21 protein-coding genes are annotated in these 26,126 nt (G+C 58.7%); 6 read left to right on the top strand and 15 right to left on the bottom strand.

Going from position 1 to position 26,126, the window contains the following annotated elements; all coding sequences use genetic code 11:
* Positions 1-55: 55 nt before the first annotated feature.
* The 9 genes from GFS31_RS10250 to dxs form a co-directional block, all read right to left on the bottom strand.
* The gene (locus GFS31_RS10250; protein ID WP_198804741.1) at positions 56-547 is read right to left on the bottom strand and encodes a T3SS (YopN, CesT) and YbjN peptide-binding chaperone 1; all 492 of its coding nucleotides are present in this window, start codon (positions 545-547) and stop codon (positions 56-58) included.
* Positions 548-814: 267 nt separating this feature from the next.
* Entirely contained in the window at positions 815-1,600 is a 786-nt protein-coding gene (locus GFS31_RS10245) for a DevA family ABC transporter ATP-binding protein (RefSeq protein WP_198804740.1), read from the bottom strand.
* Positions 1,597-2,769, bottom strand: coding sequence for an ABC transporter permease DevC (gene devC / locus GFS31_RS10240; RefSeq protein ID WP_198804739.1), 1,173 nt, complete (start codon positions 2,767-2,769; stop codon positions 1,597-1,599). Before devC (GFS31_RS10240) ends, GFS31_RS10245 begins: the two co-directional genes overlap by 4 nt.
* A 3-nt stretch (positions 2,770-2,772) precedes the next feature.
* Positions 2,773-3,972, bottom strand: a complete 1,200-nt coding sequence (gene devC, locus GFS31_RS10235; protein WP_198804738.1) for an ABC transporter permease DevC — start codon at positions 3,970-3,972, stop codon at positions 2,773-2,775.
* A gap of 6 nt (positions 3,973-3,978) precedes the next feature.
* Positions 3,979-5,148, bottom strand: coding sequence for an efflux RND transporter periplasmic adaptor subunit (locus tag GFS31_RS10230; protein ID WP_225907371.1), 1,170 nt, complete (start codon positions 5,146-5,148; stop codon positions 3,979-3,981).
* A 102-nt stretch (positions 5,149-5,250) separates the two neighbouring features.
* Complete coding sequence (locus GFS31_RS10225; RefSeq protein WP_198804737.1) at positions 5,251-8,457, bottom strand: DUF4912 domain-containing protein; 3,207 nt, start codon at positions 8,455-8,457, stop codon at positions 5,251-5,253.
* Positions 8,458-8,563: 106 nt separating this feature from the next.
* Entirely contained in the window at positions 8,564-9,400 is an 837-nt protein-coding gene (locus GFS31_RS10220) for a tetratricopeptide repeat protein (RefSeq protein ID WP_198804736.1), read from the bottom strand.
* Positions 9,401-9,753: 353 nt separating this feature from the next.
* Positions 9,754-10,854: a glycine cleavage system aminomethyltransferase GcvT gene (gene gcvT, locus GFS31_RS10215; RefSeq protein ID WP_198804735.1), complete on the bottom strand. Its 1,101-nt coding sequence runs from the start codon at positions 10,852-10,854 to the stop codon at positions 9,754-9,756.
* Positions 10,855-11,519: 665 nt separating this feature from the next.
* Positions 11,520-13,427 carry a 1-deoxy-D-xylulose-5-phosphate synthase gene (gene dxs, locus GFS31_RS10210; protein ID WP_198804734.1) on the bottom strand — a complete coding sequence of 636 codons (1,908 nt, stop codon included), beginning with the start codon at positions 13,425-13,427 and terminating at the stop codon, positions 11,520-11,522.
* Positions 13,428-13,638: 211 nt separating this feature from the next.
* Between dxs and GFS31_RS10205 the strand changes: the two genes are divergently transcribed.
* Positions 13,639-14,163 carry a hypothetical protein gene (locus tag GFS31_RS10205; protein ID WP_198804733.1) on the top strand — a complete coding sequence of 175 codons (525 nt, stop codon included), beginning with the start codon at positions 13,639-13,641 and terminating at the stop codon, positions 14,161-14,163.
* Between the two features lie 141 nt (positions 14,164-14,304).
* On the opposite strand, the gene smpB is transcribed toward GFS31_RS10205, so the two are convergent.
* From smpB to GFS31_RS10185, 4 genes are all read right to left on the bottom strand, one after another.
* Complete coding sequence (gene smpB / locus GFS31_RS10200) at positions 14,305-14,775, bottom strand: SsrA-binding protein SmpB (RefSeq protein ID WP_198804732.1); 471 nt, start codon at positions 14,773-14,775, stop codon at positions 14,305-14,307.
* A gap of 300 nt (positions 14,776-15,075) precedes the next feature.
* On the bottom strand, positions 15,076-17,307 hold the full coding sequence (locus GFS31_RS10195) for a serine/threonine-protein kinase (RefSeq protein ID WP_198804731.1): 2,232 nt from the start codon (positions 17,305-17,307) through the stop codon (positions 15,076-15,078).
* A gap of 55 nt (positions 17,308-17,362) precedes the next feature.
* On the bottom strand, positions 17,363-19,159 hold the full coding sequence (locus tag GFS31_RS10190; RefSeq protein WP_225907370.1) for a peptide ABC transporter substrate-binding protein: 1,797 nt from the start codon (positions 19,157-19,159) through the stop codon (positions 17,363-17,365).
* Positions 19,160-19,277: 118 nt separating this feature from the next.
* Entirely contained in the window at positions 19,278-19,544 is a 267-nt protein-coding gene (locus GFS31_RS10185) for a YciI family protein (RefSeq protein WP_198804730.1), read from the bottom strand.
* A 300-nt stretch (positions 19,545-19,844) separates the two neighbouring features.
* Between GFS31_RS10185 and GFS31_RS10180 the strand changes: the two genes are divergently transcribed.
* The 3 genes from GFS31_RS10180 to GFS31_RS10170 all read left to right on the top strand — a co-directional run bounded on the left by GFS31_RS10180 (position 19,845) and on the right by GFS31_RS10170 (position 22,652).
* The gene (locus tag GFS31_RS10180; protein WP_198804729.1) at positions 19,845-21,020 is read left to right on the top strand and encodes a hypothetical protein; all 1,176 of its coding nucleotides are present in this window, start codon (positions 19,845-19,847) and stop codon (positions 21,018-21,020) included.
* Positions 21,021-21,178: 158 nt separating this feature from the next.
* Complete coding sequence (locus GFS31_RS10175; protein ID WP_198804728.1) at positions 21,179-21,922, top strand: response regulator transcription factor; 744 nt, start codon at positions 21,179-21,181, stop codon at positions 21,920-21,922.
* 163 nt (positions 21,923-22,085) lie between these two features.
* The gene (locus GFS31_RS10170; RefSeq protein WP_198804727.1) at positions 22,086-22,652 is read left to right on the top strand and encodes an FKBP-type peptidyl-prolyl cis-trans isomerase; all 567 of its coding nucleotides are present in this window, start codon (positions 22,086-22,088) and stop codon (positions 22,650-22,652) included.
* Between the two features lie 163 nt (positions 22,653-22,815).
* Here the strand turns inward: GFS31_RS10170 and GFS31_RS10165 are convergent, their stop codons facing one another.
* Together GFS31_RS10165 and GFS31_RS10160 are read right to left on the bottom strand one after the other, a co-directional pair.
* The gene (locus GFS31_RS10165) at positions 22,816-23,307 is read right to left on the bottom strand and encodes a hypothetical protein (protein ID WP_225907369.1); all 492 of its coding nucleotides are present in this window, start codon (positions 23,305-23,307) and stop codon (positions 22,816-22,818) included.
* A 548-nt stretch (positions 23,308-23,855) separates the two neighbouring features.
* Positions 23,856-24,659: a photosystem II S4 domain protein gene (locus GFS31_RS10160; protein WP_317135022.1), complete on the bottom strand. Its 804-nt coding sequence runs from the start codon at positions 24,657-24,659 to the stop codon at positions 23,856-23,858.
* 139 nt (positions 24,660-24,798) lie between these two features.
* Between GFS31_RS10160 and ureE the strand changes: the two genes are divergently transcribed.
* Positions 24,799-25,323: an urease accessory protein UreE gene (gene ureE, locus GFS31_RS10155; RefSeq protein ID WP_263974824.1), complete on the top strand. Its 525-nt coding sequence runs from the start codon at positions 24,799-24,801 to the stop codon at positions 25,321-25,323.
* Positions 25,324-25,370: 47 nt separating this feature from the next.
* Positions 25,371-26,084 (top strand): urease accessory protein UreF, encoded by a 714-nt coding sequence (locus GFS31_RS10150; RefSeq protein WP_225907368.1) that lies wholly within the window; start codon positions 25,371-25,373, stop codon positions 26,082-26,084.
* Positions 26,085-26,126 lie beyond the last annotated feature (42 nt).

The raw sequence follows: 26,126 nt of genomic DNA, 5'->3' as shown, positions 1-26,126 counted from the left end.
CTGGCGTTGCTTAGGGTAGCTGTCATCGAGGTCAAGGTTGCACCATTGGGTCAGATCAAAGCCTCTGGACGCCCTCCATCCGGTCGATGGCGCGTTGGCCGCCAAATCGTTCGGCAATTAGGTCGTCGTAGGTATCGGCAATGGTAACGACGGAGAGAATGCAGGTTTGCAGTTCCATCACGTCCATATTTTCGCCACCGAGGACGCTTTCGGCAAAGAAGACGTGATCGGCCTCATCGAGGTGAAAGGCCCCAAACCGCATCCGACGATTTTCGGTCAGCAAAAAGCGCATTAAATCTGGGCTAACCGTACTGCCCATGGTCACACAACTGGTGGCTCGCACCGTGGCTAGGTCGGCCTTTTGCCAGGGGTGAACTTCCCAGGGCAGAACCTCAATTTCTACCAAGGTTGATCCGTAGAGAACATCAAATTTGGGCTGATCTTCGTAGGTGCGAAGACGATCTTTGAAGAGGCTAGCTGTTTGCAAATAGTCTGCTACCTTAGTGTAGGTGAGGGCTTGAACTGTGCTAGAAAAAGAAAGCACCATAGGAAGAGAAACACCAATGCAGAACTCGCGATCAATCAGGACTTAGTCTAATTTTTTCATGTCGTGAAAAGCTCCTCTTAAGTAAGGGGGCACAATTATGGGTAAAACGCATTTCGACTTTTCTCAATGCCCCCACGCAAGGCAGAAGGAGGGTTGAGCGCAGTCGAAACCCGGAGCCAAACTCTTAATTTTAATTTAGCCATTCTACTTAGTCATGTCTATTTCAGGCAGGATGGTTGCCTTCCTGAGCTTGCATAGCGTCAGACTCTACATGACAAACATACTACCATCTAGAGCTTTAAGGGCGTGGGCGTCGGCAAATTGCTGGGGGCTTTCATCAGATTCTAGACGACCATCCACTAGATTAATAATACGGTCGGCTACATCCAAAATACGGTTGTCGTGAGTGACTATGAGGATAGTACAGTTCTCCTCTTTGGCGAGCTGCTGCATGATGGTGACGACATCGCGCCCGGATTTTTTGTCGAGGGCCGCTGTGGGTTCGTCGGCCAAAATGAGTTGGGGATGGTTGACCAGGGCGCGGGCAATGGCCACCCGCTGTTTTTGTCCGCCGGAAAGGTTAGCGGGTTTATAATCCACTCGATCTGCTAAACCAACCCGCGCTAGCATTTCTACCGCCCGCTGGCGCTTTTGTCGCAGTCCACTCGTGAGTTCTACGGCCATTTCCACATTTTGAGCTGCCGTGAGGGACGCAAATAAATTGTGAGCCTGGAAAATAAACCCAATATTCCGCCGCACTTCCACCCGCTGACGATGGCCTAAACCATGGAGCTCACGTCCTAGCACCTGCAAACTGCCTTGTTCCACTGTCCGCAGGGCACCAATCAGCGTGAGTAGGGTAGTTTTGCCAGAACCAGAGGGGCCAGTCATAATGACAATCTGGCCCCGGTGAAGGCTAAGGTTAATTTCAAAGAGGGCTTGTTTTCGCAGGTCGCCTTTACCAAAGAAATAGTTGAGCCCCTGCACCTGCACAGAGACATCATTGAGTGGGGGCTCTGAATCTGAAGGGAATGCAGCAGGGAAGATACTCATAGACCAAAGACCTCCGCTGGGTCGGTGCGCTGCACTTTACGAACGGCAATTAAGCCAGAGACTAAACACATCACAAAGGTTAAAATATAGAGATTGACAACTCGCTCTATCGTCATTTTAAAGACCAAGCCTGTTACCGTTGCACCTAGGTTATAGAAAATTCGACTAATTAAGAAGCCAGGAATAAAGCCAAATACAGAGAGAATGATGGCCTCCTGAATCACCACGCCCATCAGATAACGATTGGTATAGCCAATGGCTTTGAGAGTGGCATATTCTGACCAATGATCAGCTACGTCAGTGTAGAGGATTTGATATACCAAAATAATACCGACGACAAAGCCCATAGCCGTCAGAAGAGAAAATACAAAGCCAATGTTGGTATTTTGTTCCCAGTAGAGCCGCTCCCGCATGATGAAGCCTTCGCGCCCATCTCTAGGTAAGATCAAAACATCTTGGGGCAGGTTTTCCCGCAGAGTTGTGACGAGGGCATGAATATCAGTATCCGGTGCGGTGTGCAAAAGACCAATATCGGCGGTAGAAAAACTGCGTTCGGCTTCCTCGGGGCCACGGTTGGCAAAAAAACGCAGGAAATTCTGATCGCTCATGATTAAATTGCCGTTGCCCGCAGCAAAGTCTGTGCCTAGGCTGAAGGTGCCTACAATGCGAATTTCTCGATCTGCTAGTTCTGTAATCACTCCGGCTTCCCTTGGCCCTAGTTCCGCCCTGGCGCGACTATCAATGAGGGCCGTGTTGGGCATTGTTAGGTCTTCTCGGTGGGCCAGCACATCGGGCAACAGCAGCACCGGATCTGCGGGGTTGTAGGCAATCACCCGCACAGGCCGAGTTTTGCGGGTTTCGGGGTTTTTCCAGCGGGCTTCGCTGGTATAGATGGCGTAGGCCCCTTCCACTCCCTCAAAGGCTTGGGCTTGGTACAGCCGCCGTCGGGCAAAGGAACGAGGCACAAACATATTTTCCTTCAGCCGATTGATGATGACAATCTCACCATTAAGCTCGGTTAAAAGCTGCGTTTGGCTGTCGTAGAGCGCATTTTTAAACCCATTAAATAAAAACATCAGCAACACGGCAAAGGCTACCCCCGCCACTGAAGTCGCAAACTTTTTGCGGTCATGGGTGAGATTGAGGAGGGCAAGGGGAGTAGGAAACATCGGTTAAGCAAAGACCTCCGCAGGATCGGCTGTGACAGCTTTGCGAACCGAAATTAGGCCGGAGATCACACACATCATTCCGGTCAGGGTGAAGACGAGGATGACCCGTGAAATGGTCATTTTGAGGGGTAGCGTACCAGCGGTCGCTTGGGTCGCCATTTCGTACAGGGCTAGAGACAGTATCAACCCTGGTACATAGCCCATCACCGCTAAGATAATAGATTCTTGAATTACCGTTTTAAATAAGTAATCTCCTCCGTAGCCAATGGCTTTTAGGGTGGCATATTCCCGTAGATGCTCATGGATGTCGGTATACAAAATTTGGTAGACAATCACGGTGCCAACGACGAAGGAAATCAGCACCCCCAGGCCAAAAATAAAGCCAATGGAGGTTGTTTGAATCCAAAACTGACTTTCCTTGCGAATAATTTCTGGTTTGGTGTAGGCTTCTACGTCGGCAGGAAGACGGTCTAAAATTGCCTGTTTTACCCGCTGAGGATCGGCCCCTGGTTCGAGCTGTACCAGGCCCATATTTACCTGACTTAGGGTGCGAGGGGAAAAGTATCGCATAAAGTTCTGATCACTCATCACTAGGGTGCCATCGGCGGCAAAGCCCCCACCTAGATCGTACTGACCCACAATGGTAATGCGGCGACGGTCGGTTTCTGTTTCTAGGCCAAGGGTTTGGGGGCCAAATTCTGGTCGAGAGAGCCGATCAATAAAAGTAGAATTGGGAATTTCTAAGGCCCGACGGCCCTCTGGGGTGCTGAGTTCCGGCATCAGAAATACCGGATCCATGGGGTTAATGGCGTAGACAAACAGGGCGCGGCTGATTTTTGTTTCGGGATTTTTCCAGAGGGAATATTCCATATACAGGGGCATTACCCGCTCTATGCCCTCAATGCCAGCGGCTTGGTAGAGGCGTTCACGGGGGAAGGCTTTAGTGGTGCTAATTTCCAGCGATTGGGGTGACATCAGCACAATGTCGGCATTGAACTGGTCGTAGAAGTTAGAGGTGGTGTTCACCAAGGCTCCCAGAAAGCCCAAATTCATGAACATGAGCAGCACCGCAAAGGTGACGCCTGCCACGGCCACAAAGAGCCTAGCCCGGTCGTGGCGCAGGTTGTACCAGGCTAGGGGAATGTGCCGAGGCGGCGACAATCGGGGCCGACGGGTTGGCTTGGCGTTGGACTTGGGGGGCATAGGGCGCTACTCAATATCAATGGCCACATCCACCTGAAGATTTGTGAGAGCGGCGACGACCTCGCTTTGGTCGAGGCGGACGCGGACTTCGACGACGCGAGCATCGGCATTGGCGGCGGGGTCATCGTCAATCACGTCGTTTTTGGCAATTTGGAGGCCGATTTCCTCTACAGTTCCGGTGAGGGTGCCGGGAAAAGCTCCGTTGCGGCTGGTGACGGTGGCGGGCTGGCCCAGGTTCACGCGGCCAATGTCCGTTTCGTAAACTTCGGAGACCACGTACATTTGGCGGGTATCCCCCAGGGACAAAATCGGCCCGCTGCCCGGAGCGACTGCTTCTCCAGGGTAGGCCAGCACATTCAACACCTGCCCTGCCTGGGGAGAGCGCACCACCGTGAGGGCGAGCTGAGCCTCGGCCAGGGCCAGGGCTTGGGCAGCGGAATCCACTCGGCTTTGCAGTTGGGCCAAGGTTGTGTTGGCCTGCACTGACGCCAGTTGAGCCTCGGCGTTGGTCATGTCGGTGGCACGAGATTGCTCTAGGCGCTGTTGAGTGGCCTGGGCATTGGCAACGTCGGCCCGCAGTTGGTTGACTGCGGCCTGCTGACGGTCAAGTTCTTGACGGGCAATGGCTCCAGAATGGTGCAACTGCTGGAAGCGGGCTAGGTCAATTTCGGCCACATTTAACTGGGCTTGGAGGCTTTGCACCGCCGCCGCCTGGGCCGCAATGGCCGACTGCTGGGGTGCATTCACCTGGGCCAGACGGGTGTTGGCCTCCTGGACTTGGGCCTGCCCCAGGTTGCGTTGAGCCGCCAGTTGGGCCTGGGCTTCGGCCAGTTGGCTGGCGGCCAAATCCCGCTCTGCCCGTCGCACCGCGTAGCGATCCAGATAGGCCACGATCTGCCCTTCCTCTACCTGGTCGCCCTTGGCCACCATCAGCCGATCAATCCGACCTGCCTCGGAGGCCGACACCTGCACCACGCGACTTGCGGGTTCAATGCGCCCCAGGGCCACCACCTTTACCTGGCGAGGCGGGGGTAGGGCGGCGCGCTCTTGGGCAGCTTGGCGCACGGCGAGTTGATGGCGCACGGCCAGGGTAGACCCCAGCCCGACCAACACCAAAGCGACCAGCGCCATCCATAGGCTGGGCTTTTTCCAAAAATCGGTGGACTGAATCGTCATATCGCTTCGGGCTACGGCAGTGAAGGGCAAACGTAGCCCCTCAAACCTAACTGAACGGTGTAGTACCGTCAATCAACGCAACGGAACGTAACCCAATGCCGCTCAGCCGTTGGCCAGGGCGGGCACCTCCGAGGATCGAGCCAAGGCTTGCCACTGTCCACGGCTGGAGAGGTAGCCAATTTCGGCGAGATAGATGCGATTCCAGCGGGGAATGGCTAGATACCAGTCCTGGGCAAAGTCGTCGTGGCAGCGCTGCTCTTCTACGGGGGGCGGCAGGGGCGTTTGGGTGGGGTGTCCGGTCACGTCGTAGAGGCGCACCGCCAGGATTTCGCCCCCAGCCTGCTTCGCCTGGATCCGATCTTCCTCCTCAATGTGCCAAAGGGCGTAGAAGCGCGGCCCCTGGGATCGGTCGAGGGTCAGCGTGATGCCACTCTGAATGAGAGCGGCTACCGGAGGAGGGGTGGGAGGAGACACCGGAGGGAGTGGCCCAAAGGCATCGGGCGACCCAGCAGGAATGCTGGCCATTGCTGCGATCACCTCTGGGGGCAGATCCTGGGGCCAATTTTCGTCAAACTCGACCGGGGGAATCAACTCTGCGGACGCCTCTGCGGCCCAGGACGCCCCCCAATTCCCTGGCCAATTCCCTGGGGCTGCTTCGGCGGACGGGGACACAGCGGCTCCCGATGAGATTGATCGAGATCCGCTAGGGGTATCTAGGGCCGACGGATCAAGGGCGGTGGCCTTGGGGGTGGGCCATCCCTGGTCTGGGTTCCAGCGGTTCTCCACCGAAAGATCCGAAGCATGACTGGGATCTACCTCTTTCACGGTTGGGCTATCTTCAGCCTCCCGATCCTCAGGGATAGGCTCCACCCAAGGCGCTGTTCCCAAATCCTGAGACAGGGGGCTGGGCTCCGCCGAGGTGGATGGCCAAGTGGGTGCTTCCACGCTGTTTTCCGCCTGACTGGGTAAATCGGCCACGTCGGCCATCAGCTCTGGTGGTACTCCATAGTCGCTGGGGAAGGCATAGGCTAGGTCGGTGTCAGCGGAGGGCAACCCCATCACCACCTGCTGAAGGGCCAGGGGAACGTCGGGATCGCCATGGCTAGGAGCGGCAACCAAAGGCTCTAGGGGAAAAACCGGGTCATTGATGGTCGCCATCGCCGCGTCATCGGAAGCCCGCCCGGTGTCAGGATCGAGGGTGGGGTAGGGCGGCAGTGGCCCCAGGCTTTCCAAACCCAGGGCAATGGCGCGGTGGTGACAGGTTTGGCCTTCGGCATGGCGGCCTAGGCGCAGGAGGGCTTGCCCTTTTCCGGCCCAGGCTGGCCCCAGGCTGCTGTCTAGTTCTAGGGCGCTATCAAAGCAGAAGAGTGCCTCCTCGTAGCGCCCCAGGGCCATCAACAGTCGGCCCTTGCCTACCCAGGCTTCTAGGGCCGCACTATCCAGCCCCAGGGCCGTGTTATAGCTCTCCATGGCTTCGCTGGGTTGATCCAAGAGCCCCAGGGCATGGCCCCGCTGGGTTTGGGCCTGGGTGGCCAGGGCGTTAATCCCACCCATGGGTGTACTCAGAGCTTCGGCTTTGAGGCGCTCCACCTCGGTGGCCTCAATGGCGCTGTTAAAGCATAAAAGAGCCGCCTCATACTGGCCTGCCCGCAGCTGCTGACGCCCTCCAGCCAGATCCGCCCGCGCCTGTTCTAGCTTGTTGGCCGGGGGCTGGGGGTTGGTGCTGCGATCAGCCACGAGACTGGCTTCGGGAGGCAATGGGTTGGCGGGGTCGGCCTGTAGAGACGTGGCCTTGGTGGGGGTTGTCTCGGCCCAGTCCCAGCTTAGGTCGGCTTCGGGTGGCAGGGCGGGCGGTTGGGCATCCGTTGGGTTAGCGAGCGGCTGAACTGAGCGCGAGGCCACCCCTTCAGAAGCATCGGCTTCTCCAATTCCCGCTTCCATTGCTGCATTGTGGTAGTTGCGCGGGTCTAGATCCGCCGCTGTTCCTTTGGCTTCGTCGGCTTCGTCGGCTTCGTCGGTTTCATGGGCTCTAGGCTCAGGGCCAAGGTCGGTCTCCTCGGCCCCTGCCGCCGCCGTTTCCTCCTCCGGGGAACGCCCCCCCAGCAGCGCCCCCACAGCTCCTGCCAAAATCAGCAGGGCCGGAACAGCAGCTAAAATCCACCAGGTGTTTTGGGGCAGGTTTTGGAGAGCACTAAACCCATCGGGCGGGCTGAGGACAGGATCTTCAGAGGAGGGTGCCTGGGCGCGGGTTAACGCCACGACATTGCCCTGGGGGCCACGGCGCTCCACGCGACCATCCACGGTGCCAACGACTAAATCTCCCGCTGGGGTGAACCCAAGGAAACGAGGCTCGCTGTCTAGCATTACAGGCTCAGACCAGCGACTGGTGCCGTCGATGTTCCACAGGCGCAAACTGCCATCGGCAGCGGCAGTAGCTAAGGTGCGGCTATCGGGGCTGTAGGCGACGGCGCGAATGGGAGCCCCATGGGCCGCTAGGGTCTCCCCGCGCGGTTGGAAGGTGACGCGATCCCAAAATCGCAGGGTGCCATCTCCCCCGGCAGACACTATCCCTTGGCCATCGGGGCTGCTGACCACCTGGCTGACTCCGCCACCGTGGGCCGATGGAATGCGTCCTGCTGGACTACCGTCCGCATTCCATAGGGCTAAGCTGCCGTCTTGGCTACCACTGACCCAGTTTTGGCCACCACTCATATAGTCGAGGGACTGGATGGCCGCTGCGTGGGCGGCGACCGGATCCCCCTGGGCTGTCCCCGTCGCCAGCGACCATGGCTCCACTAAGCCATCAGCCCGCCCTGCGATTAACCCTTGGCCATCGGGGCTGAGGGCCAGGGCTGTCAGGGGGCTCCCTTGGCTGAGGATGGCCTCCCCTAGGGCATTACCTTGGCGATCCCAGCGGCGCACGGCCCCATCGGCTCCGGCGGAGATCACCGTTTGCCCGTCGCGGCTAATGACCACCGCCAGCACGGCCCCTCGGTGGGCCTGGGCTACGGTTTGGGCCGTGGCCTGCCCCTGATCATCAAGCCATACCAGATCCCCGGTTGCGGTGCCCCGCACGAGGTACTGTCCATCCGGCGATAGGGCTAAGACAGGGGGGGCTGCGGCGATCTCCGAGGTGGGGGGTGGGGGGGCCGGAGCCTGGGCCATGGATGACGCCTCGGCCAGGGGCAGAGGAAACCCTACGGTGGCCCTGATCTCCTCACCCTGCCAGACCCCCTCCAGGCTCGGCCCCACAGCCAAGGCTCCAATCAGCGACAGCACAAACAACGATGGCCTAGGCAGCTTTTCCATGAATATCCGCACCGCAGGGTCAGGGAGAATCTGCTAAAGGATACCGTAGATGGCCCGTTTGGGGTTCGCTTGGGGACATAAATTAAGCCGCTTCAGCCAATCTATGTCAGTCGATCAGTTTTTGAAATTGGGGATCGTCTCGCAGACCGTCAAAGTGGGCGTCGATCTGCACCATGACCTTATAGACGTAGGGGCTAAGCACAAAGGTGCGATAGAGGCTCTGAAGGGTCTGCTCTAAATCGCCCGCCATGGCGTAGGCACGGGCCTTGCCGTACCAGGCATTGGGATTATCAGCGTGGTGGCGCAGGGACGTATCGAAGGCGGCGCGGGCCTCGGCGTAGCGACCTAGTTGGATTAAAGCCGTGCCGCACTGGTTCCAGATGTAGTGGGCCGTCGGCTTGAGGGCCAGGGCTTGCCGCAGGGTGTCTAGGGCTTCTTCGTAGCGGTGCAAGCCACAGAGCGCTACCCCTTGGTTGTATCGGGCACGGTGGTCGTTAGGGTTGAGCTTCAGACTCTGCCCAAAGCTGACAATGGCTGGATCGTACTGCCGCAGCTGATTTTGGGCCGTCCCTAGGTTGTACCAAGCTTTGCTATCAGCAGGATTGATTCGTAGCGCCTCTTGCAGGTGCAGGGTGGCATCCTCAAAACGGCTGAGTTTGCCCAGGGCATGGCCCTTACCGTGCCATGCTAAGGCACAGTCCGAATCTAGAGCCACCGCTCGGTCAAAGCTATGGAGAGAATCCTCAAAGCGTTTTAGGGCAGTTAAACAAAAGCCATGGAGCGTCCAAACTTCGGGGCGATTGGGCTGAAGCGCTAGACACTCCTCAAACCGAGTCAGGGCTTCGCTGTAGCGTCCGGCGGCATAGAGGGCATTACCTTGGCCTTCTAACAGCTTAACGCGGCTCAGGGGAGGGGGCGGGGGAATATCGAGACTCACGGCCATAACAGTGATCTAAGCGTGAGGGGGACGATCCTAAACAAGGCATTCACCGGAAGGCTACCTTGGGACGCATACCCTAAGCTTATGCGATCTCTGGGCCAAATGTTATCTCCGAGACAGTGTTATCTCGGAGACAGGATAAACTAGAGATACGGTAAGCCTCCAGAGGTGATGCCTCAACCTCAAGCGTGACCGGGTACAAACCAAGGTCGAGATTCCTTGTACCAAGCCATGTCTGCGTCCCTCGTCGCGCAGCGCAATTTAGGCACTGCTAGGCCAAGCCAGCGCTAGCAGAGGCACTAAGGTCTAAGGGTAACGATCTATTCACACCCCCATACCCGACGAAGATCAAGACCCTAGGACTGGGGCTTATAGAAAGGACGCTTGACCACTTGGGCGGGGCGCTGTTGTCCACGAATATCTACGGCTAGGGTCTGCCCAACCTTAGCCAGATGACTAGGAACGTAGGCCAAGGCAATGGGCGTATTGAGGGTGGGAGAGAGGGTGCCGCTGGTGACGATGCCAACGGGTTCGCCCTCGTGGAGGACAGGGTAATCGTGGCGGGCAATGTGGCGTTCGGATAAGGCCAGACCCACTAATCGGCGGGACACTCCCCCGGATTTTTGTGCCTCTAGGACGGATCGCCCGACAAAGTCACCCGCTTCGTCCCAATGCACCAGCCAGCCCAGCCCAGCTTCTAGGGGGCTCGTGGTGTCGTTAATATCTTGGCCGTAGAGGGCCATGGCGGCTTCTAGGCGCAGGGTATCGCGAGCACCCAGACCACAGGGAGCCACGCCCGCCGCCAGCAGGGTATCCCACAGGTCTCCGGCGGTGGCAGGGTCGAGCATAATCTCAAAGCCATCTTCTCCGGTGTACCCGGTGCGGGCAAGGAAGGCGGGTTTGCCCAATACCGTTCCGTCCAAGTGACCAAAACGCTCCACCGCAGACAAATTTTCGGCCACACAGGTTTGCAGCAACTCGGCGGCCTTTGGCCCCTGCACCGACAGCAGCGCAAAGGCGCTGGACTGATCCACCAGTTCTACCCCGCTTTCGGCGAGATGTGCCTGAAACCAGGCTTTATCTTTTTCAGTAGTGGCGGCGTTGACGATGGTAAACACCTGTTCTACGCCCGATGCATCCCGATCCTTCAGGTAGATAATCAGGTCATCAATAATGCCGCCCTGGGGGTTCAGCAGCACCGTATATTGGGCTTTGCCGGGAGTGAGGCGGCCTAGGTAGGAGGGCACCAACCGTTGCAGTGCCGCTAGGGCTCCATTGCCTCGAAACAGCATCTTGCCCATGTGAGAAATGTCAAACAAGCCTGCCCGGGTGCGAACTGCCTCATGTTCCTGCTTGATGCCGCCAAACTGCACGGGCATTTCCCAGCCAGCAAACTCGGTCATCCGGGCTTTGAGGTCTATGCAGCGAGAATAGAGAGGCGTTTGGCGCAGGGACATAACAAGGGGTTGGTTGAGTGATTCAGCTAGTATACAGATTATTTTTAGACACCAGATGAGAACGACAGGGCCGCAATTCAGCGATGAAACTCCCATCTAGCGTCCGAGATAATTCTCTGAACCATGCAGAAAATACGATTCAGGGAAAATACTAAAGGCCGTCGATGTTGAGGCTTATCTGAATATATTTATCCGACAAATTTATCCGATAAAATGTCAACCTGAATTTTTCAGACTGACGATAAGTAAGGGGTCATAATTATGGGTAAAACGCCTTTCAACTTCGCTCAATGCCCCCACGCAAGGCAGCAGGAGGGTTGAGCGAAGTCGAAACCCGGAGCCAAACTTAATTTTAATTTAGCCATTCTACTGATCGGCGAGGACGTAGATTGATTGCCACAGGGTCAAAGTTCTCCTACAGCAGCGCTTTTCATGGCCAACCCCGGTTATGTACCCCCGATTGAAAAACCGATTCCGCCTAGGCTGAGCTTATCGTTGGTGTAGCCTCCTCAACCAGAAAAACCTTAATGGATATAGGGAGTTTTCCATTCGGCTTTCAACCAACGTTGGTCAGTCAACCAGATGGTGTTCAGCCTGCTAAAAAATCCCCGTTGCTGGTTTCAGCGACGGGGATCTGGCTGCTTGGCCTTACACCAAACGGTTGATTACACCGCTAGGGCAGGCTTTTCCACCTTGAAGGTGCTGAGGATGCGCTCGGCCATTTGGGACGGGGTGAGCCCCAGGGCGACCTTAGACTGATCGGGGGTGGCGTGATCGACCAGAATATCAGGCACCCCAATCCGCAGCACGGAGGCGGGCACCTGGGCATCCAGAATCGACTCGGCTACGGCGGAGCCAAATCCGCCCATCAGACAGCCTTCCTCAAAGGTGACAACCTTGCCAATTTGCTTGGCCAGGGGCAGAATCAGCTCCTCATCCAACGGCTTGGCGAAGCGGGCGTTCACCACCGTAGCTTCGATACCGTGTTCGCTGAGGATTTCGGCGGTTTGCATGGCGGGATACACCATGGAGCCGTAGCCCAACAGCAGCACATCGTCGCCCTGGCGCAGCACTTCCGCCTTGCCGATGGGCAGGGGTTCCCAGCCCTCTTCCATCAGCGGTGCGCCGTAGCCGTTGCCGCGAGGGTAGCGCATAGCAATGGCCCCCTCGGTGTAGTTGATGCCCGTCACCATCATCCGTTGCAGTTCGGCTTCGTCCTTGGGAGCCATCAGCACCAGGTTGGGGATGCAGCGCAGGTAGGCGATGTCGTACATGCCTTGGTGGGTGGGGCCATCGGCACCGACAATCCCGGCCCGGTCTAGGCAGAAGAACACGGGTAGCTTTTGGATGCAGACATCATGAACGATCTGGTCAAACCCCCGCTGCAAGAAAGTGGAGTAGATCGCCACGACGGGACGCGCTCCTTCGCAGGCCAGACCAGCGGCCAGGGTAACGGCGTGCTGTTCGGCAATGCCCACATCGATGTATTGCTTGGGGAGGGCTTGCTGGAGCTTGTCTAACCCCGTGCCCGTGGCCATGGCGGCGGTGATGCCCACAATCTTGGGGTCGTTTTCCGCCAGGGTGATCAGGGTTTCGGCGAACACCTTGGAGTAGCTGGGGGGCTTGGGTTTGGTGGAGGGAATCCCCTTACCCGTGGCCAGGTTGAAGGGGGATTGGGCATGGTAGCCAACCTGGTCTTTTTCGGCGATGGCGTAGCCCTTGCCCTTGGTGGTAGACACATGCACCAACACTGGCCCCGTGTGCTTGTGGGCTTCCTTGAAGGTGGTGATCAGCTCTTGCAGATTGTGGCCATCCACAGGCCCCATGTACAAAAAGCCCAGTTCCTCAAACACCGCCCCCACCTTGGGCACCGCGAGGCGCTTCATGCCTTCTTTGACCCGATCCAGTTCCGGCGAGAGGGAATCGCCCAGGAAGGGCAGGTGCTTGAACTGCTCCTCCAGGTTGTCGGTGAGGAACTGCACCGGGGGGCTAATCCGCATTTTGTTGAGGTAGCGGGGAATCGCGCCCACGTTGGGGGAAATCGACATTTCGTTGTCGTTCAGCACCACCAGCAGGTTGGTATGGGGCAGGTGGCCCGCATGGTTGATGGCCTCCAGGGCCATGCCGCCAGTGAGCGCACCGTCGCCAATAATCGCCGCCACTTTGTAGTTCTCGCCCGCCATATCCCGCGCCAGGGCCATCCCCAAAGCGGCGGAAATACTGGTGGAGGCGTGGCCTGCCCCAAAGTGGTCAAACTGGTTCTCGCTGCGCTTCAGGTAGCCCGCCACCCCATCCTTCTGGCGCAGGGTGTGGAAATCGTGGAAGCGCCCGGTGATCAGCTTGTGGGGATAGGCCTGGTGGCCCACGTCCCACACCACCTTGTCATGGTCGAGATCCAGGGTTTGGTACAGCGCCAGGGTGAGCTCTACCACGCCCAGCCCCGGCCCCAGGTGCCCACCACTGGCGGCCACGGTTTCCAGGTGCTTTTCGCGAATTTGACGGGCAATATCCTCAAGCTGCCGAATCGTTAGACCGTGCAGTTGGTTGGGATGGGTTACATCACTCAGGCGCATACTAAATTAACCTCTGGGTCACGCAATGGACTTTTCCTGCTATCTTCACTGTAGAAGATTCGGCGTCTAGAATCTGGCCCCATGGGCAACCCCAGCCAGGAAGACTCTCGTGGTGAAGCGATCCCATGGTGTTTACTGACTATCTTGATCCGCACTGGGTAACGCTTGATTACAGCCGTTAATTAAGCGATATAACCCTTAACGTTCTGTTATGGTTCATCATCCTGTGTTTAAGTCCCTCAGCCCGTACCTTACGCTACCGTTTACCCTGTTTAGCGCAGTTCTGGCCCCGTTAGCCTTGGCATCTCCTGGGTTAGCCATTGACTATAACTATGGCCAATGCGTGACGGATTTGCTAGAAGTCGGGCTTTCTGCCGAAGCCGTAGCCTCCGCCTGCGCCAGTGCCCTCCGGCCCGAACAGGTCTCCAGTTGCGTCTTTGATGTCACGGCTGTTACCGAACTCAGTGCCGAAGCTGCCCTCGCCGCCTGTAGTCGAGATCGTCGGCCTCTGGAAGTGGCCTCCTGCGTGGTGGATATCCACGGGTTTTTGGACGTACCCAACTCCGCCGCCGTACTGAACCACTGCCACCGCAGCATTCTGCCCGTGCGCTATGCCGACTGCGTGATTGACACCGCCCTCGTCGCCGAAATCGCCACCACCGACTCCATGGCCCTGTGCATTGCCGCTGGCTACCGTCCGGTGGATGTGGCCCCCAGCTTCATCCCGGCTCGGTAAAACTCCGTACCCTAGTGTCCGAAGTGGCCCTCACCCTAAATCCCTCTCCCCACGGGAGAGGGACTTTGCAACACTTTCCGGCTCCCCTCTCCCAGGAGGGAGAGGGGCTGGGGGTGAGGGCAACCTCGGACGATAAAGAGCCTACCCCCGACTACTGAGGGCGCGATCCGTCTCCCGTTTCTCCTGCTTGCGCTTGAGGGATTCCCGTTTGTCGTGGAGCTTTTTGCCTCGTGCCAGGGCAATGCTGACCTTAATCCAGCCGCCCTTTAGGTACATTTTCAGCGGCACCAGGGTCAGGCCCTTTTGTTCCACTTTACCGATCAGCTTGCGGATTTCGTCGCGGTGCATCAACAGCCGTCGGGGGCGTTTGGCCTCGTGGTTGTAGGCTTTGTTGGTCATGGTGTGGGGCGAAATGTGGATGTTCTGAAGCCACAGTTCCCCATCCTTAAGCTGGGCAAAGCCGTCCCGCAGGTTCACCTTGCCCTGGCGAATAGACTTCACCTCAGAACCCAGCAGTTCAATCCCCGCTTCGTAGGTTTCGAGAATTTCATACTCGTGGCGGGCTTGGCGGTTGTCGCTAACAATCTTAAACCCTTTACTCTCATCGGCCATGCGGCCCTCCCTTCCCGACTAATTATCTTTGCTTCTCTATAGCGATCCTAGGTGATCCGTGAGTAGACGCTGCTTTTTCCCAGAAAACCCTTTAGTAGATCACAACCTGGTGGACTGACAAAACTTGCTAGAACCCATATCTGCCAAAGGATCAGGAGACCTGATCCCTACGTGAATTTAAGCCTGTAAGGGCGCGGTTTTCGCACCCGACGCAGAATCTTTTGTCAGTCAGGATCACAACCCTAATGTAGAACAGCAATGTAGAACAGCCGTCTTGGCGGTTGTTCTAGGGTGGACGCATCACTGGGTCTTGGCGGGGGGTGGGTCGGGGGCGGCGTCGGTCACATTATCTACCCCCACCGTGAGGTTGAAGTTAGTGGGTTCCCCAGTTTGGGACGTCACCACAATTTCGTAATAGCCCGACTGGGGCAGTTCTCCGGCCCAGGTGGTTTGGGCGGCGCTAGCCAGGATATAGGGTAGTTCCGGCGTGGGGATGGGGACGTAGATTGAGAGACGGGCGTCGTCGGGTGGAGCTTGGAGATTGACCCGCATCAGTTGGCCCTGGCGCAGGTTGAGGATGTAGATCTGGCCATCACCGGGGGCGAGGTTGCCCGACGCCTGGTGGTCAAAGCGGCCTGGTTCAAAGCGGATTTCCGTCAATGCCTCGCCGCTGGTAATGGCAGTGACGCGATCTTGGGCCAAGGCCAGCCGAAATTGATCCACCGGGGTTTCCACAAAACCCGCCTGGGCGCGTCCTGGAAAAATCGACTGGAACCGGGCGTTGGTTAAGTCCTCCAGGGCTTTGCGGCTGACGTAGCGCTCGTTGACCTGGCGCTGCCAGCGGTCTTGGTCGGCGGGGTTATAGCGCCCCAGTTTGCCCCTGGCCTCTGGGCTGAGGTGGGTTTCGATGCGGTCGAGGTGGGCGGTGGCAAGGGCGTCCCATTCCTCCCGCAGGGGGGCGTCTTGGGGTTGGTCGGTGAGCTGGGTGCCCTGCAAGGTGGGGTTTTGCTCAAAGAAAAATTGATCGGTGAGGCTGACGAGGTAAGCCCAGTTCACCCCTAGGGCCGTAGCCCGGTCGCGAATCGCCTGTTTGCGGGCCTGCTCCGCCTCACTGAGGTTGGAGCTTGTGCCGCCGTTGCCGCCCGTATCCGCTACCTCTGGTTCTCGCCAACCGAAGGGATCGAGCCACCAGCCTAGCCCTGCCGCCATGCCCAGCACGAGGGCGATTCCAGCCAACGCCAGCCAACCTCCAGCTTGGCCAGACTTTTGCGACAGAATGGGCGCGCGTTGGGGTGGCACACGGTAGGTCGGGTCGGGATAGACCGGGCTGGGATAGACGGGGCCAGAGTTGTTGAGGTTAGGAGGATGGGCGTCCGCAGTTCCCTGAACGCCGCCGGGAGGGGGATAGACCGGAGTGGGCGGCGGACTGAGGGGCCGGAGAAAACGACGGGGGGGCGGCGCAACCACGGTCGAGGGCGGGGGCAAATCGGGTGGTGGTGGCACTAGGGGCTGCATCCGAATCGGCAGGGTGGCCCCATCGGCGGCAGAGAGGTCGTAGGGGTTGGCCACATTGAGCATCGCCATCACCTGGGTCGCCGAGGTGGGCCGCTGGGCCAAATCCTTGGCCACCATCTGCTCTAGGGTTTGCCGCAGCCGATCTGGAATGTCGATGTGTTCGGGCCAGATCCAGGCTTGCTTGCGCTCATCATAGAGTTCGCTGGGCTCTTTGCCCGTCAGCAGCACCAGGGCCGTCATGCCTAGGGCATAGAGGTCGTCCGTCGGGCTGACGATTCCGGTCTTTTCCTGGGTTTCAGGAATGTACCCGGCATGGCCTAGGCGGGTTAGGGTGCCGCTGGGAGACAGGTAGGGCTGGGGCACCCCCATCTGGTGCCGCACATTCACCAGCAGTTGCTTAACGCTGCCAAAGTCGATCAGTACCGGGCGACCATCGGCGTTGCGCTGCACCAGGTTGTCCGGGGAAATGTCGCGGTGAACCATGCCCAACCCGTGCAGATATTGCAAGACGGGCAACACCTGGGCCAAAAGCTGTGTCACTTCGGCGGCGGAAAGCTGCCCCCCCTGGGCCTGCCGACGGGCCAACACCTGGCGATAGGTGGGGCCTTCCACATAGTCCTGCACCAAAAACAGCCGATTCTCCTCCCGCAGCAGTTCCCGAAACCGGGGAATTTGGGGATGATCCAACTGATAGAGCAGGCTAGCTTCGCGCTCAAACAGCAGTTGGGCCTGATCCAGCGCTGCTTTCCCCTGCACCTGGGGGTTAAACTCCCGCAGCACGCACAGTTCTTGAAAGCGGTGGGTATCCTCCGCCAGGTACGTAGGGCCAAAGCCGCCGCCGTTAATTTGCCGCAAAAGGCGATAGCGCCCCCCCAGCCGTTGATTTCTCTGTCCCGCTGGCTCCATCACGCTCCCCTTGGCTGAACGCTCTACCACTGTCCCCATCCTATAGAACATCTCCCGATTCCCAGCCATTTCCGAAGGGAATTGCTCCGGTGCTGTTGGGGTAATTTCCATAGGGCATGACCAACCCTCGCCGGGATGCCCCAGTCTAGGAGCGATGGGCTAAGGGCTAGTTGGCGGATGAGGTCGCCGAGGGCTCAGCGGGGGCTAGGGCCCAGTCTTTGATGTTCCAGGTGCTGGCGTCCCAGGGGGTAAACTCCACGGGGGCAAGGCGGTTAGACACCGCGTTCACCAAGGCCCGATGCACAACAGGAATCACGGCCACGTCGGTGGTGAGGACTTCATTCATCTGCCGAAACAGGGCGGCCCGTTGGTCGGGATCGAGTTCGGCCCTGGCCTCGGCTAGCAGGCGGTCGTATTCAGGATTGCAGTAGCGGGCGTTGTTGGGTTCTTGCCACTGGTTGGCCATAGAAGCAATTTTGTCGCAGCTCCACCAGCTCAGGTAGGTGGTGGGATCGGGGCTCTCGTTGCCGATGGAGTAAATCTGCATATCGGCATAGAAGTGGTTGAGGCTGTTGGTATGCTCAGGGTTGGCCGAGAAGAACTCATCCACCCGCACGCGGGAAATTTGCACCCCCACGCCCAGTTCCTTCAGGCTGTCGGCCACGATGGTTTGGGTACGCTGGCGCACGGGGTTCACCGATGCCTGAAACAACACCTCCAGGGGAACGCCGTTGCGGTCACGAACGCCATCGCCGTCAGAATCGACCCAGCCCGCCTGCTCTAGCAGCAGCTTGGCCTTCACCAGGTTGTATTCGTAGGCTAGGTCAGGAATTCGGTACTCCTCTGGGGCCACCAAAAGCTGGGCGGTGGGCTTTCCGGCGGGGCCATAGAGTTCCTTCGCGATGGTGTCTCGGTCGATAGCCAGGTTGATGGCTTGCCGTACCCGCCAGTCGCTGAAGTAGGGGTGGGGCACTTGGGGACTGGCCTGCTCCCCCGCCTCGGTGCGAACAAAGGGATTGGCAAAGTTCACCATAATTCGCTCGACCTGGGAGCCGAACAGATAGGAGACCTCGCCTAGGGCGTTGGGCTTGAGGGCGGCGAGGGCGTCAGCTTCCACCTGAAGGTTGTTGGCAAAGTCGGCGCTGCCCCGTTGCAGCACCTCTCGCGCTGCTGCGTAGGGAGCCATACCGCCCTGAAGTTCTACCCGCCGAAAGGCCGGACGGCCATCCCAATGGTTGGGGTTGGCTTCATAGATGACGGTGCCCGGTTCAAAGCCGATGGCTTGGTAGGGGCCAGTGCCGACGGGCTGGCGGTTGGCCGGAGCTTCGCGGGCATTGAGGCCGTTGTAGTCGGCGTAGTGATGCTGGGGCAAAATCATCCCCGTCTGCCCGGTGAAGGGAACATCCCAGGCGGGGGTGGGGCTGGAGAAGGTGATTTTGACTCGATGATCATCCAGTGCCTCTACCGATTCCACCTTGTCGTAAAACTGGGCGGTGGCAGCAGACACCTCCGGGTTGCGGATGAAATCAAAGGTAAACACTACATCCTCGGCGGTGAAGGGTTCGCCATCGGCCCAGGTAACATCCCGGCGCAGAGTCCAGATCACGCTAGTGCCGTCCTCAGATAGCCCTCCGTTGTCCTCGGTGGGAATCTCCGCCGCCAAAAAGGGAATCAATTCGCCCGCTTGGTTGTGGCTAGCGAGGGGTTCGTAGCTCAGGCGAGCCGCCTCAAAATCTTGGTAGCCCGTGGCTAGGTGGGGGTTGAGGGTGACGACGGAACGTCCGTAGAGCAGCCGCAGGGTGTTGGGATCACGCGATACTGGGGCAACGTCAGCCTCCGCTGGGGGGGTAGCGCTCTCCCCTAGGCCCAGGGGGCTACAAGCCACCGCTCCTAGCAAGGCCATCCCCGTCGCTAGGGTCATCACCACCCGCCAACCTGCCTTCACCATCACCGCCTGCCCCATGAGTTGACCTGTTAATCCCCTGTCTCTCTACCTCGGCTGGTCTTCCGTCCCACGGCACCGCCTCTCCCAGACGTCGCCCCCGTGGGGTAGGTTCCCCCTGCACCTTACCTAGCTTGGGTTATTCCACCACAATGCGCCACTCATGCAGCTCGTAGGTAACGCAGCCATGCACAATCAACGGATCGGCGGCCACAATCCCCTCCGCCTCTGCCCTAGATGCCGCCCAAAACAGCAGCATCCCGCCGCCGTATTCGGCCCAGTAGCCTGTTTTGGCTTGGTGGCCTTGGGCAATGAGATCTTTGACGTAGGCCCCATGGGCTGGAACCTGTTGGTCGAAGGTGGACTTATCGACAATACCTTTCTCGATTTTGACAAACCAGGGCATAGGCTAACCGCCAGAATCCAAAAAACGCATTTCGATTTTGCTCAATGCTCTCACGCCAAGCAGCAGGAGGGTTGAGCGCAGTCGAAACCCGGAGCCAAATTTAAGTTTAATTTAGCCATTCTATCTATAAGGAGTTTGTGATTCGGCTTTCGGATTATTCGGATTAGACGCTATCCCCGGATTCTGCCTAGAGATGGCGGCAGGGGCCATTGAAGGTGGGGATGAAGATTTGTGCCACCGATGGAACTCTGCCAAAACAAGGCGGATCATAGAGATATAGCCTTTCCATAGGTGTCCCCGATGCTGTCCTCCCCTCGCCCCTGGGCTGGCATCAGGCCAGTCACAGCGTCCACCTCACGGCCTAGGCGGTCGGCTAGCCGACGGCTGCTGGCGGTGGTCAGTTGCGCCCTTTTGGGCCATGGAGTTCTGGCGCTGCCCCGTTTTGCCGCCTGGGGCCAAACGGTCTCTGACGCCACCATCACGGAGGTGCTGGATAGCGATCAGGTCTTCATTCAAAATCGACAGGCCACCGTTAATAGCGTGGCCCAGAATCGGCAGCGAGTCCGCACCCAGTTGGCTCGCACGTCGCTGCGGTTTAATACGGGAGCTGTGGCCCGGTTGGCCCATCACTCTAGCCTGATGGTAGGCCCCTGCGCCGAACTCAGCCGAGGAATGCTGCTGGTCAATGGCACCCTCAATGGCTGCTCGACCACCACCATGGCTGGGGTGCGCGGCACGCTCTATACCCTGGAGGTGAACGAGGATAGAGAAACCCTAATTAAGGTATTTGAGGGCGAAGTGTGGGTAGGACAGCGGGGCAATAGGGATCTCCTCCAGGATGCCGAGGACAACCTAGACCGCCCTGATTATGATCCCGCCGAGTCCGATCCTACTGAGTCCAATCCTGCCGAGTCCGATCCCGCCGAATTTGAACCTGACACCACAGAGGTTTACCCCGATAGCCTATGGGTAGTCTGGTCAGCAGACAGAACCAAGCAATCCCTAGATTCTGATCGGCCTGCCATCCCGCCCCCCGTCACCCCCGCCCTCAACCTGGGTCAGATCCCTAGCCCCCCCAGCAACGATAGCGAGGCAACCCTGTGGGAGACAGTAGACTTTACCCCTGAAACCGTGCTGGTGATTGGGGCAGGGCAGCAGGTGCTGATCAATGCCGAGGGCAACAGGGCGATGATCAGCCGCCTCACCTCGGAGGACTTTATCCAGTTCGTGGAAGGGCCACTGATTCAGGACTTCAGCACCGAACTTCCCGGTATTAGCGATCTCCAGCGCACGTTCCAGCGGCTCTATCCTGGGCTGCCCGTGGTGCCTCCCATCCTGTCCATTCCCACGCTCATCATTCCGCAACCGCAGCCACCCCACTATCCACCGATTTCACTGCCGACTCAGCCCCCTAGCCAGCCACCGCCCACCCCCAACTTACCCCCGATCTCCCCCGGCCCCATGCGCTATCCCTAGCCACCGTGGAGGAGGGACTGAGGGACTGTGCCCCCGGTAGGTAGCCTTGGGTTGCCGTCTGCGACATTTACGCAACCTTAATCTGTTCTCGGCTTGGCCTTAAGCTCAACCGCCGATGATGGGAAGCAGTCGTAATTTGCAAGGCGCACGGGTGAACTGTGGCAAAGGAAGCCGTAGGAGCGGTGCATCGCCCTCAGGAGGCGGAACGGATTTTGGTGATTGATGATGAAGTCTTGATCCGCGAAACCGTTGCCCTAGCGCTGACCGATGAAGGCTATCAGGTGGTGATGGCAGAATCGGGGCAGCAGGCTATGGAGTTGATTTTCCCGTCCCCTAGCCAGACGGCCCTACAGGTAGACTTAGCCATTATTGACCTGATGCTGCCCGGTGTGAATGGGCTAGACATCTGCCGGATGATGCGACACCACCACCTAGACACCCCAATTTTGATTCTCAGCGCCCGCAGTTCGGAGCTAGATCGGGTGGTGGGTTTAGAGGTGGGCGCAGACGATTATCTGCCCAAACCCTTCGGTATGCGGGAGTTGGTGGCTCGCTGTCGGGCGCTGCTGCGGCGTTCCCAGTGGGCAACACCAGCGGTAGGCAACACCGTATTAACCTGCCAAGACATTGTTCTCTACCAAGAGCAGTGTCGGGTAGTGGTGGCGGGGCAGGAGGTAGCCCTCTCGCCGAAGGAGTTTCGGTTGCTGGAACTGCTGATGCGAATGCCCAATCGGGTGTGGTCGCGGGAAGAGCTCATCCAGGCCGTATGGGGCGAAGATTTTATGGGAGATCGCAAAACCGTCGATGTCCACATTCGCTGGCTACGCGAAAAAATTGAACCCGATCCCAGTCGCCCTCGCTATGTCATCACCCTACGCGGCTTTGGCTATCGGTTTGGTTAGCGGCTTATCCATAGGCCATACACCCAACCGTTCTCCCACAGGTAAGGGGAGTTGCCCCTCTCTGGATCCTAAAACATCACCTTTGCCATCGACCAGACTCAGCCAGTGGGGGGAAGCCTTTGCTATATGATCGTGGCAGTGAGCTAGCCATGGGAGTAAGCTTGTGCGAGAGATTTTGATTAGCCTAGGAATTTTAGCGGCCTGCTGTGTCGTGTTGCTGGTGGCGCAGATTTCCCCTGGGGCCAAAGATGCCGTTGCGGCCAACCTAACGTCGGCCCCGGTGGTAGAAACCTCCCCCGTCGCAACCGAAGCCCCGGTTCAAATTGCTCAGGCGGCGGCAGACCTAACCCTTGATGATTCAGAAACCCCTGCAACCATGACCGACGAAACCCCAATTACCACCGAATCCGGCCTCCAGTACGTTGACATTGTGGAAGGCACCGGAGCTATGCCCCAGGCGGGCCAGCGCGTTACCGTTCACTACACGGGCACCCTAGAAGACGGCACCAAGTTTGATAGTTCCCGCGACCGGGGCCGTCCCTTCACCTTCCAAATCGGCGTGGGCCAAGTGATCAAAGGCTGGGACGAAGGGGTAGGCACCATGCGGGTAGGCGGTCAGCGCAAGCTGGTGATTCCCTCCGAACTGGGCTATGGCTCCCGTGGGGCAGGCGGCGTTATTCCTCCCAACGCCACGCTAATTTTTGATGTAGAACTGCTGCGCATTGGCTAGGGCAACCCACAATCTGGCGGTTCTGATTGCTCTGACGGTTCTGATGACAAGAAAAAACCCCCAGAGGTTGAGTGCCTGGGGGGTTTTGAGTTTATGCCAACAAGAGACCATCAAGATGGGGCGGCCTCAGCCGCTAGGGGTTGAGCCCCCAGCGGGCGAGGGGTTAGAAGGTGTAGCCCAGACCGATGGTGCCGTTCACTTGGCTGTTGCCGTAGATCGACCAGTTCACGGTGCCGTTGGCCACTACCCGGTCGGTGATGCGGTAGTCCATCCCGCCCGTGACCAGCGGCCCAACAGCCCCGGCCCCTTCGGTAGACACCGACACCCCAGCCCCCACAAAGGGCATCAGCCGACCGTTGTTAGTGATGGGGTTGAAATCGTAGGTGACGGGCAGGAGGAAGACGGTTTCGCCGTTGGGTTCGCTGAAGTTGAGGTTAGACATCACCCCAGGGCGCACCGAAACTTGGTCGGCAACGGTGATTTTGCTGTTAACAGACAGACCAAAATCGCTGTTGCCCAGTTCACCGATGGAAACCCCAGCGCCCACATAGTTGAAGTCGGTGGGGCGTTCTTGGGCTTGGGCGGTGAGGGGCAGGGCAGCCATGGATGCAGCGGTCAGACCCAGGGCAAGAGCGGCGATAGAACGAGTTTTCATGGCGATTCTCCGAGTGCAAACTGTGTGTGTAGACGACCCGCCCGACATGGCCTGAATCAGAAGCATTCGGTGGGGGCAGGTATAGCGGTGAGGTGGGTGTCGATTCCTTGTCTCTCGCTATGTCACTGTTGTATCCCCCGGCGCTAGGGGGTATCCAGATGTCCATGACACTTTCTGTAGTGGGTGATACGCCATCACCATTTCTACTCGGAGACTTTGTCTTAGATGGGGCGATTTAGATTGATTTGGTGGCTTTTGGGGGCCTCAGCCACGCCTAAGAATCTCGTTTCGCCCACCGCTTTAGCGCCGCTGCGCACAGTCACCTGGATCAACTGGCACACGCAACTGGCACAAGAACTGGCAGGCCCTAACGGCCCTTACCGCTTGGGAAGATGGAGTCTCTGACGGGGGTGGGGCAATCCTGCTCCGTAAAGCTCGGTTGCTGAGCTAAGAATCCCTGCCGCTTTAGCGTGGGGAGTGTTAACAATTCCGTCTCTCGCCCCATTGGCAGTGGGGGCGTCCATATCTCCCAACTCCCAATGGTCTGCCTAGATGTAACGGGTGAGGTTAACGCGGTAGCGTTCTTTTTTGGTGACGGCCACATCGCCAATGGAGAGCCGCCCCTTGCCGCGAATGGCAACCAAGTCACCGGAGGCAAGGGTGTGGCTGGGCTGGGTGATGGTTTTCCAGTTGACCCGCACATCTCCGCCAGAGATAAGGTCAGCCATTTTGCTGCGCGACATACCAAACCCTGCTGAGGCCACCGCATCTAGCCGCAGGGAGGCTTCGACGGTGGTCAGATCCTTGGTTTGGGGGGGGCGCACCTTCAGATCATCCCAGGCGATCATCTGGGTTTTGACCGGAACAGACCGCACCTGGGTGAGGTGCAGGGTGAGGAAGTCTACCAGTTCTGGCACCACAATAGCTTGGGCTCCCCGCTCCCCCAGCACGATAATGTCGCCCACCTTATCGCGCACCAGCCCGGTGCCCAGCAGCGATCCCAAAAAGTCTCGATGGGTGGCGGGGTCAAACATAAAGTTTCCGGCCAAGCTCACGAGGGCGAGGGGAATGTGGCTGGCGTCTAGGGGCAAGTCGCTGCGGGCGATGGCGAGGCGTTGGCGTTCGGCCTGGGGATAGCCGCCCCAGCCTAAAAGATGCACATCGGTGAGCCGCTGAAATAGCGATTCGGCCTCCACCCGCTCTGGTGGCGAGAGAAAATCTGTCACCACAATGTCCCAGGTTTTGATCGCCTGTTCCGCCTGATCGAGCAGACGGGCTAGACAATCGCGGTTTTCAACGGACTTCAGCAGGTCATCCTTGGGCAGCATGGGCAGAGGGTTATACCAAAACACATCTCCCTTCCACCTTATCGCCATCCTGACCTAGGGGGCTGGGGGCGATGGGCAGATATCGCAGGATGGAGGTTAGGTACTGAGGACAGCGGCCCCCGTGGTAAAACAAAGAAGTCTAAACCAAGACTGAAATCGCCCTGTGCAGACGCAACCTGTGTTGACCGTAACCCAAATTTTGTCGGCGGATCCAGCGGCGGTGGTGGTGGCGGAACTGGCCCTCACCGCTGAGGAACGCACCCGATCTCGCCATCGCTTTGTGGCCACCGATGGCACCCCAGTGCAGCTTCAGTTACCCAGGGGCAGCGTGGTGCGGGGCAACAGCCTCCTGTCCACTGCCGAGGGCCAACGGGTGCGGGTGGTGGCCAAGGCTGAGCCTGTGCTGCAAGTAACGGCGGCCTCCGCCTGGTCGCTGATGCGGGCGGCTTATCACCTGGGCAATCGCCATGTGCCCCTAGAAATTACCCCCCATAGCCTGCGGCTAGAGCCAGATTCGGTGCTGGAAGCGATGCTGAACCAACTGGGGGATCTGACGGTACAAACCCTGACGCTGCCCTTCGAGCCGGAGGCTGGAGCCTACCAGAGCTCCCACGCCCACAGCCCACCCACCCACCACCCGCATACCCATAGCTCCCACAACCACGGCTCCCACCACCACGACAATTAGCCGCCGTTGCCCTCGCCCTCCCAGCATTCCACCCCTCGCCTCTGCCCATGCTTGCCCCGTCTTCTACACCGCCTCCTGCCCTAGCCATGGAAACCAGCCCTGCCCTGCTGCGGTTGCTGCAACTGGCCAGCCCAGCCCTGCCCGTAGGGGCCTACAGCTACTCTGAAGGGCTGGAAACCCTGATTAACCAGGGCATGACCTGCCCCGATGCCCTGGGGCAGTGGCTAGAGCAGGAGTTGGCCCTGGGGCTGGTGCGGGTGGAGGCCACCTATCTTTACCGCCTCTACAGCGCTGTTCGGGCAGAAGACTGGCCCCAGGTCGCCGCTGATAACCGCTGGCTGTCGGCCCTGCGAGACAGCGAGGAAAGCCGGAACCAGAGCTGGGCCACCGGACGCGCCCTGGCTCGTCTGACGCAGGATTTGCACCCCGAACTGAGCCCTGCCCTGGCAACCATTGGCCAGCCCTGTAATTTTGTGGTTAGCTTTGCGGTATTGGCATCGCACTGGGAGATTCCGGCCTCGGCGGCGGTGTTGGGCTATCTCCAGAGTTGGGCAACCAACTTGGTTACGGCGGCGGTGAAGCTGGTGCCCCTGGGCCAAACCCAAGGCCAGCGAATGCTGATCGAGCTTAATGTGCCCATTCAGACCACGGCCCTCCAATGCGCGGCTATCGATCCCGACGACCTCGCCCTGGGGGGGTGGGGGGCATCCCTGGCCAGTATGCAGCACGAAACCCTCTATAGCCGCCTGTTTCGCAGTTGACCCCCGCTGAGTTCACTTCTGCTGACCCTACGCCAACCCCTC

This window comes from Leptolyngbya sp. BL0902 (assembly GCF_016403105.1).
GTDB lineage: Bacteria > Cyanobacteriota > Cyanobacteriia > Phormidesmidales > Phormidesmidaceae > Nodosilinea.
The sequence above is the reverse complement of the archived record's forward strand: the minus strand, read 5'-3'. Positions and strand labels throughout refer to the sequence as shown.

What these genes read in the sequence shown, in the direction of transcription:
- GFS31_RS10250 (WP_198804741.1), bottom strand. Translation starts at nt 547, where the DNA reads ATGGTGCTTTCTTTTTCTAGCACAGTTCAAGCCCTCACCTACACTAAG.
- GFS31_RS10245 (WP_198804740.1), bottom strand. Translation starts at nt 1,600, where the DNA reads ATGAGTATCTTCCCTGCTGCATTCCCTTCAGATTCAGAGCCCCCACTC.
- devC (WP_198804739.1), bottom strand. Translation starts at nt 2,769, where the DNA reads ATGTTTCCTACTCCCCTTGCCCTCCTCAATCTCACCCATGACCGCAAA.
- devC (WP_198804738.1), bottom strand. Translation starts at nt 3,972, where the DNA reads ATGCCCCCCAAGTCCAACGCCAAGCCAACCCGTCGGCCCCGATTGTCG.
- GFS31_RS10230 (WP_225907371.1), bottom strand. Translation starts at nt 5,148, where the DNA reads ATGACGATTCAGTCCACCGATTTTTGGAAAAAGCCCAGCCTATGGATG.
- GFS31_RS10225 (WP_198804737.1), bottom strand. Translation starts at nt 8,457, where the DNA reads ATGGAAAAGCTGCCTAGGCCATCGTTGTTTGTGCTGTCGCTGATTGGA.
- GFS31_RS10220 (WP_198804736.1), bottom strand. Translation starts at nt 9,400, where the DNA reads ATGGCCGTGAGTCTCGATATTCCCCCGCCCCCTCCCCTGAGCCGCGTT.
- gcvT (WP_198804735.1), bottom strand. Translation starts at nt 10,854, where the DNA reads ATGTCCCTGCGCCAAACGCCTCTCTATTCTCGCTGCATAGACCTCAAA.
- dxs (WP_198804734.1), bottom strand. Translation starts at nt 13,427, where the DNA reads ATGCGCCTGAGTGATGTAACCCATCCCAACCAACTGCACGGTCTAACG.
- GFS31_RS10205 (WP_198804733.1), top strand. Translation starts at nt 13,639, where the DNA reads ATGGTTCATCATCCTGTGTTTAAGTCCCTCAGCCCGTACCTTACGCTA.
- smpB (WP_198804732.1), bottom strand. Translation starts at nt 14,775, where the DNA reads ATGGCCGATGAGAGTAAAGGGTTTAAGATTGTTAGCGACAACCGCCAA.
- GFS31_RS10195 (WP_198804731.1), bottom strand. Translation starts at nt 17,307, where the DNA reads ATGGAAATTACCCCAACAGCACCGGAGCAATTCCCTTCGGAAATGGCT.
- GFS31_RS10190 (WP_225907370.1), bottom strand. Translation starts at nt 19,159, where the DNA reads ATGGGGCAGGCGGTGATGGTGAAGGCAGGTTGGCGGGTGGTGATGACC.
- GFS31_RS10185 (WP_198804730.1), bottom strand. Translation starts at nt 19,544, where the DNA reads ATGCCCTGGTTTGTCAAAATCGAGAAAGGTATTGTCGATAAGTCCACC.
- GFS31_RS10180 (WP_198804729.1), top strand. Translation starts at nt 19,845, where the DNA reads ATGCTGTCCTCCCCTCGCCCCTGGGCTGGCATCAGGCCAGTCACAGCG.
- GFS31_RS10165 (WP_225907369.1), bottom strand. Translation starts at nt 23,307, where the DNA reads ATGAAAACTCGTTCTATCGCCGCTCTTGCCCTGGGTCTGACCGCTGCA.
- GFS31_RS10150 (WP_225907368.1), top strand. Translation starts at nt 25,371, where the DNA reads ATGCTTGCCCCGTCTTCTACACCGCCTCCTGCCCTAGCCATGGAAACC.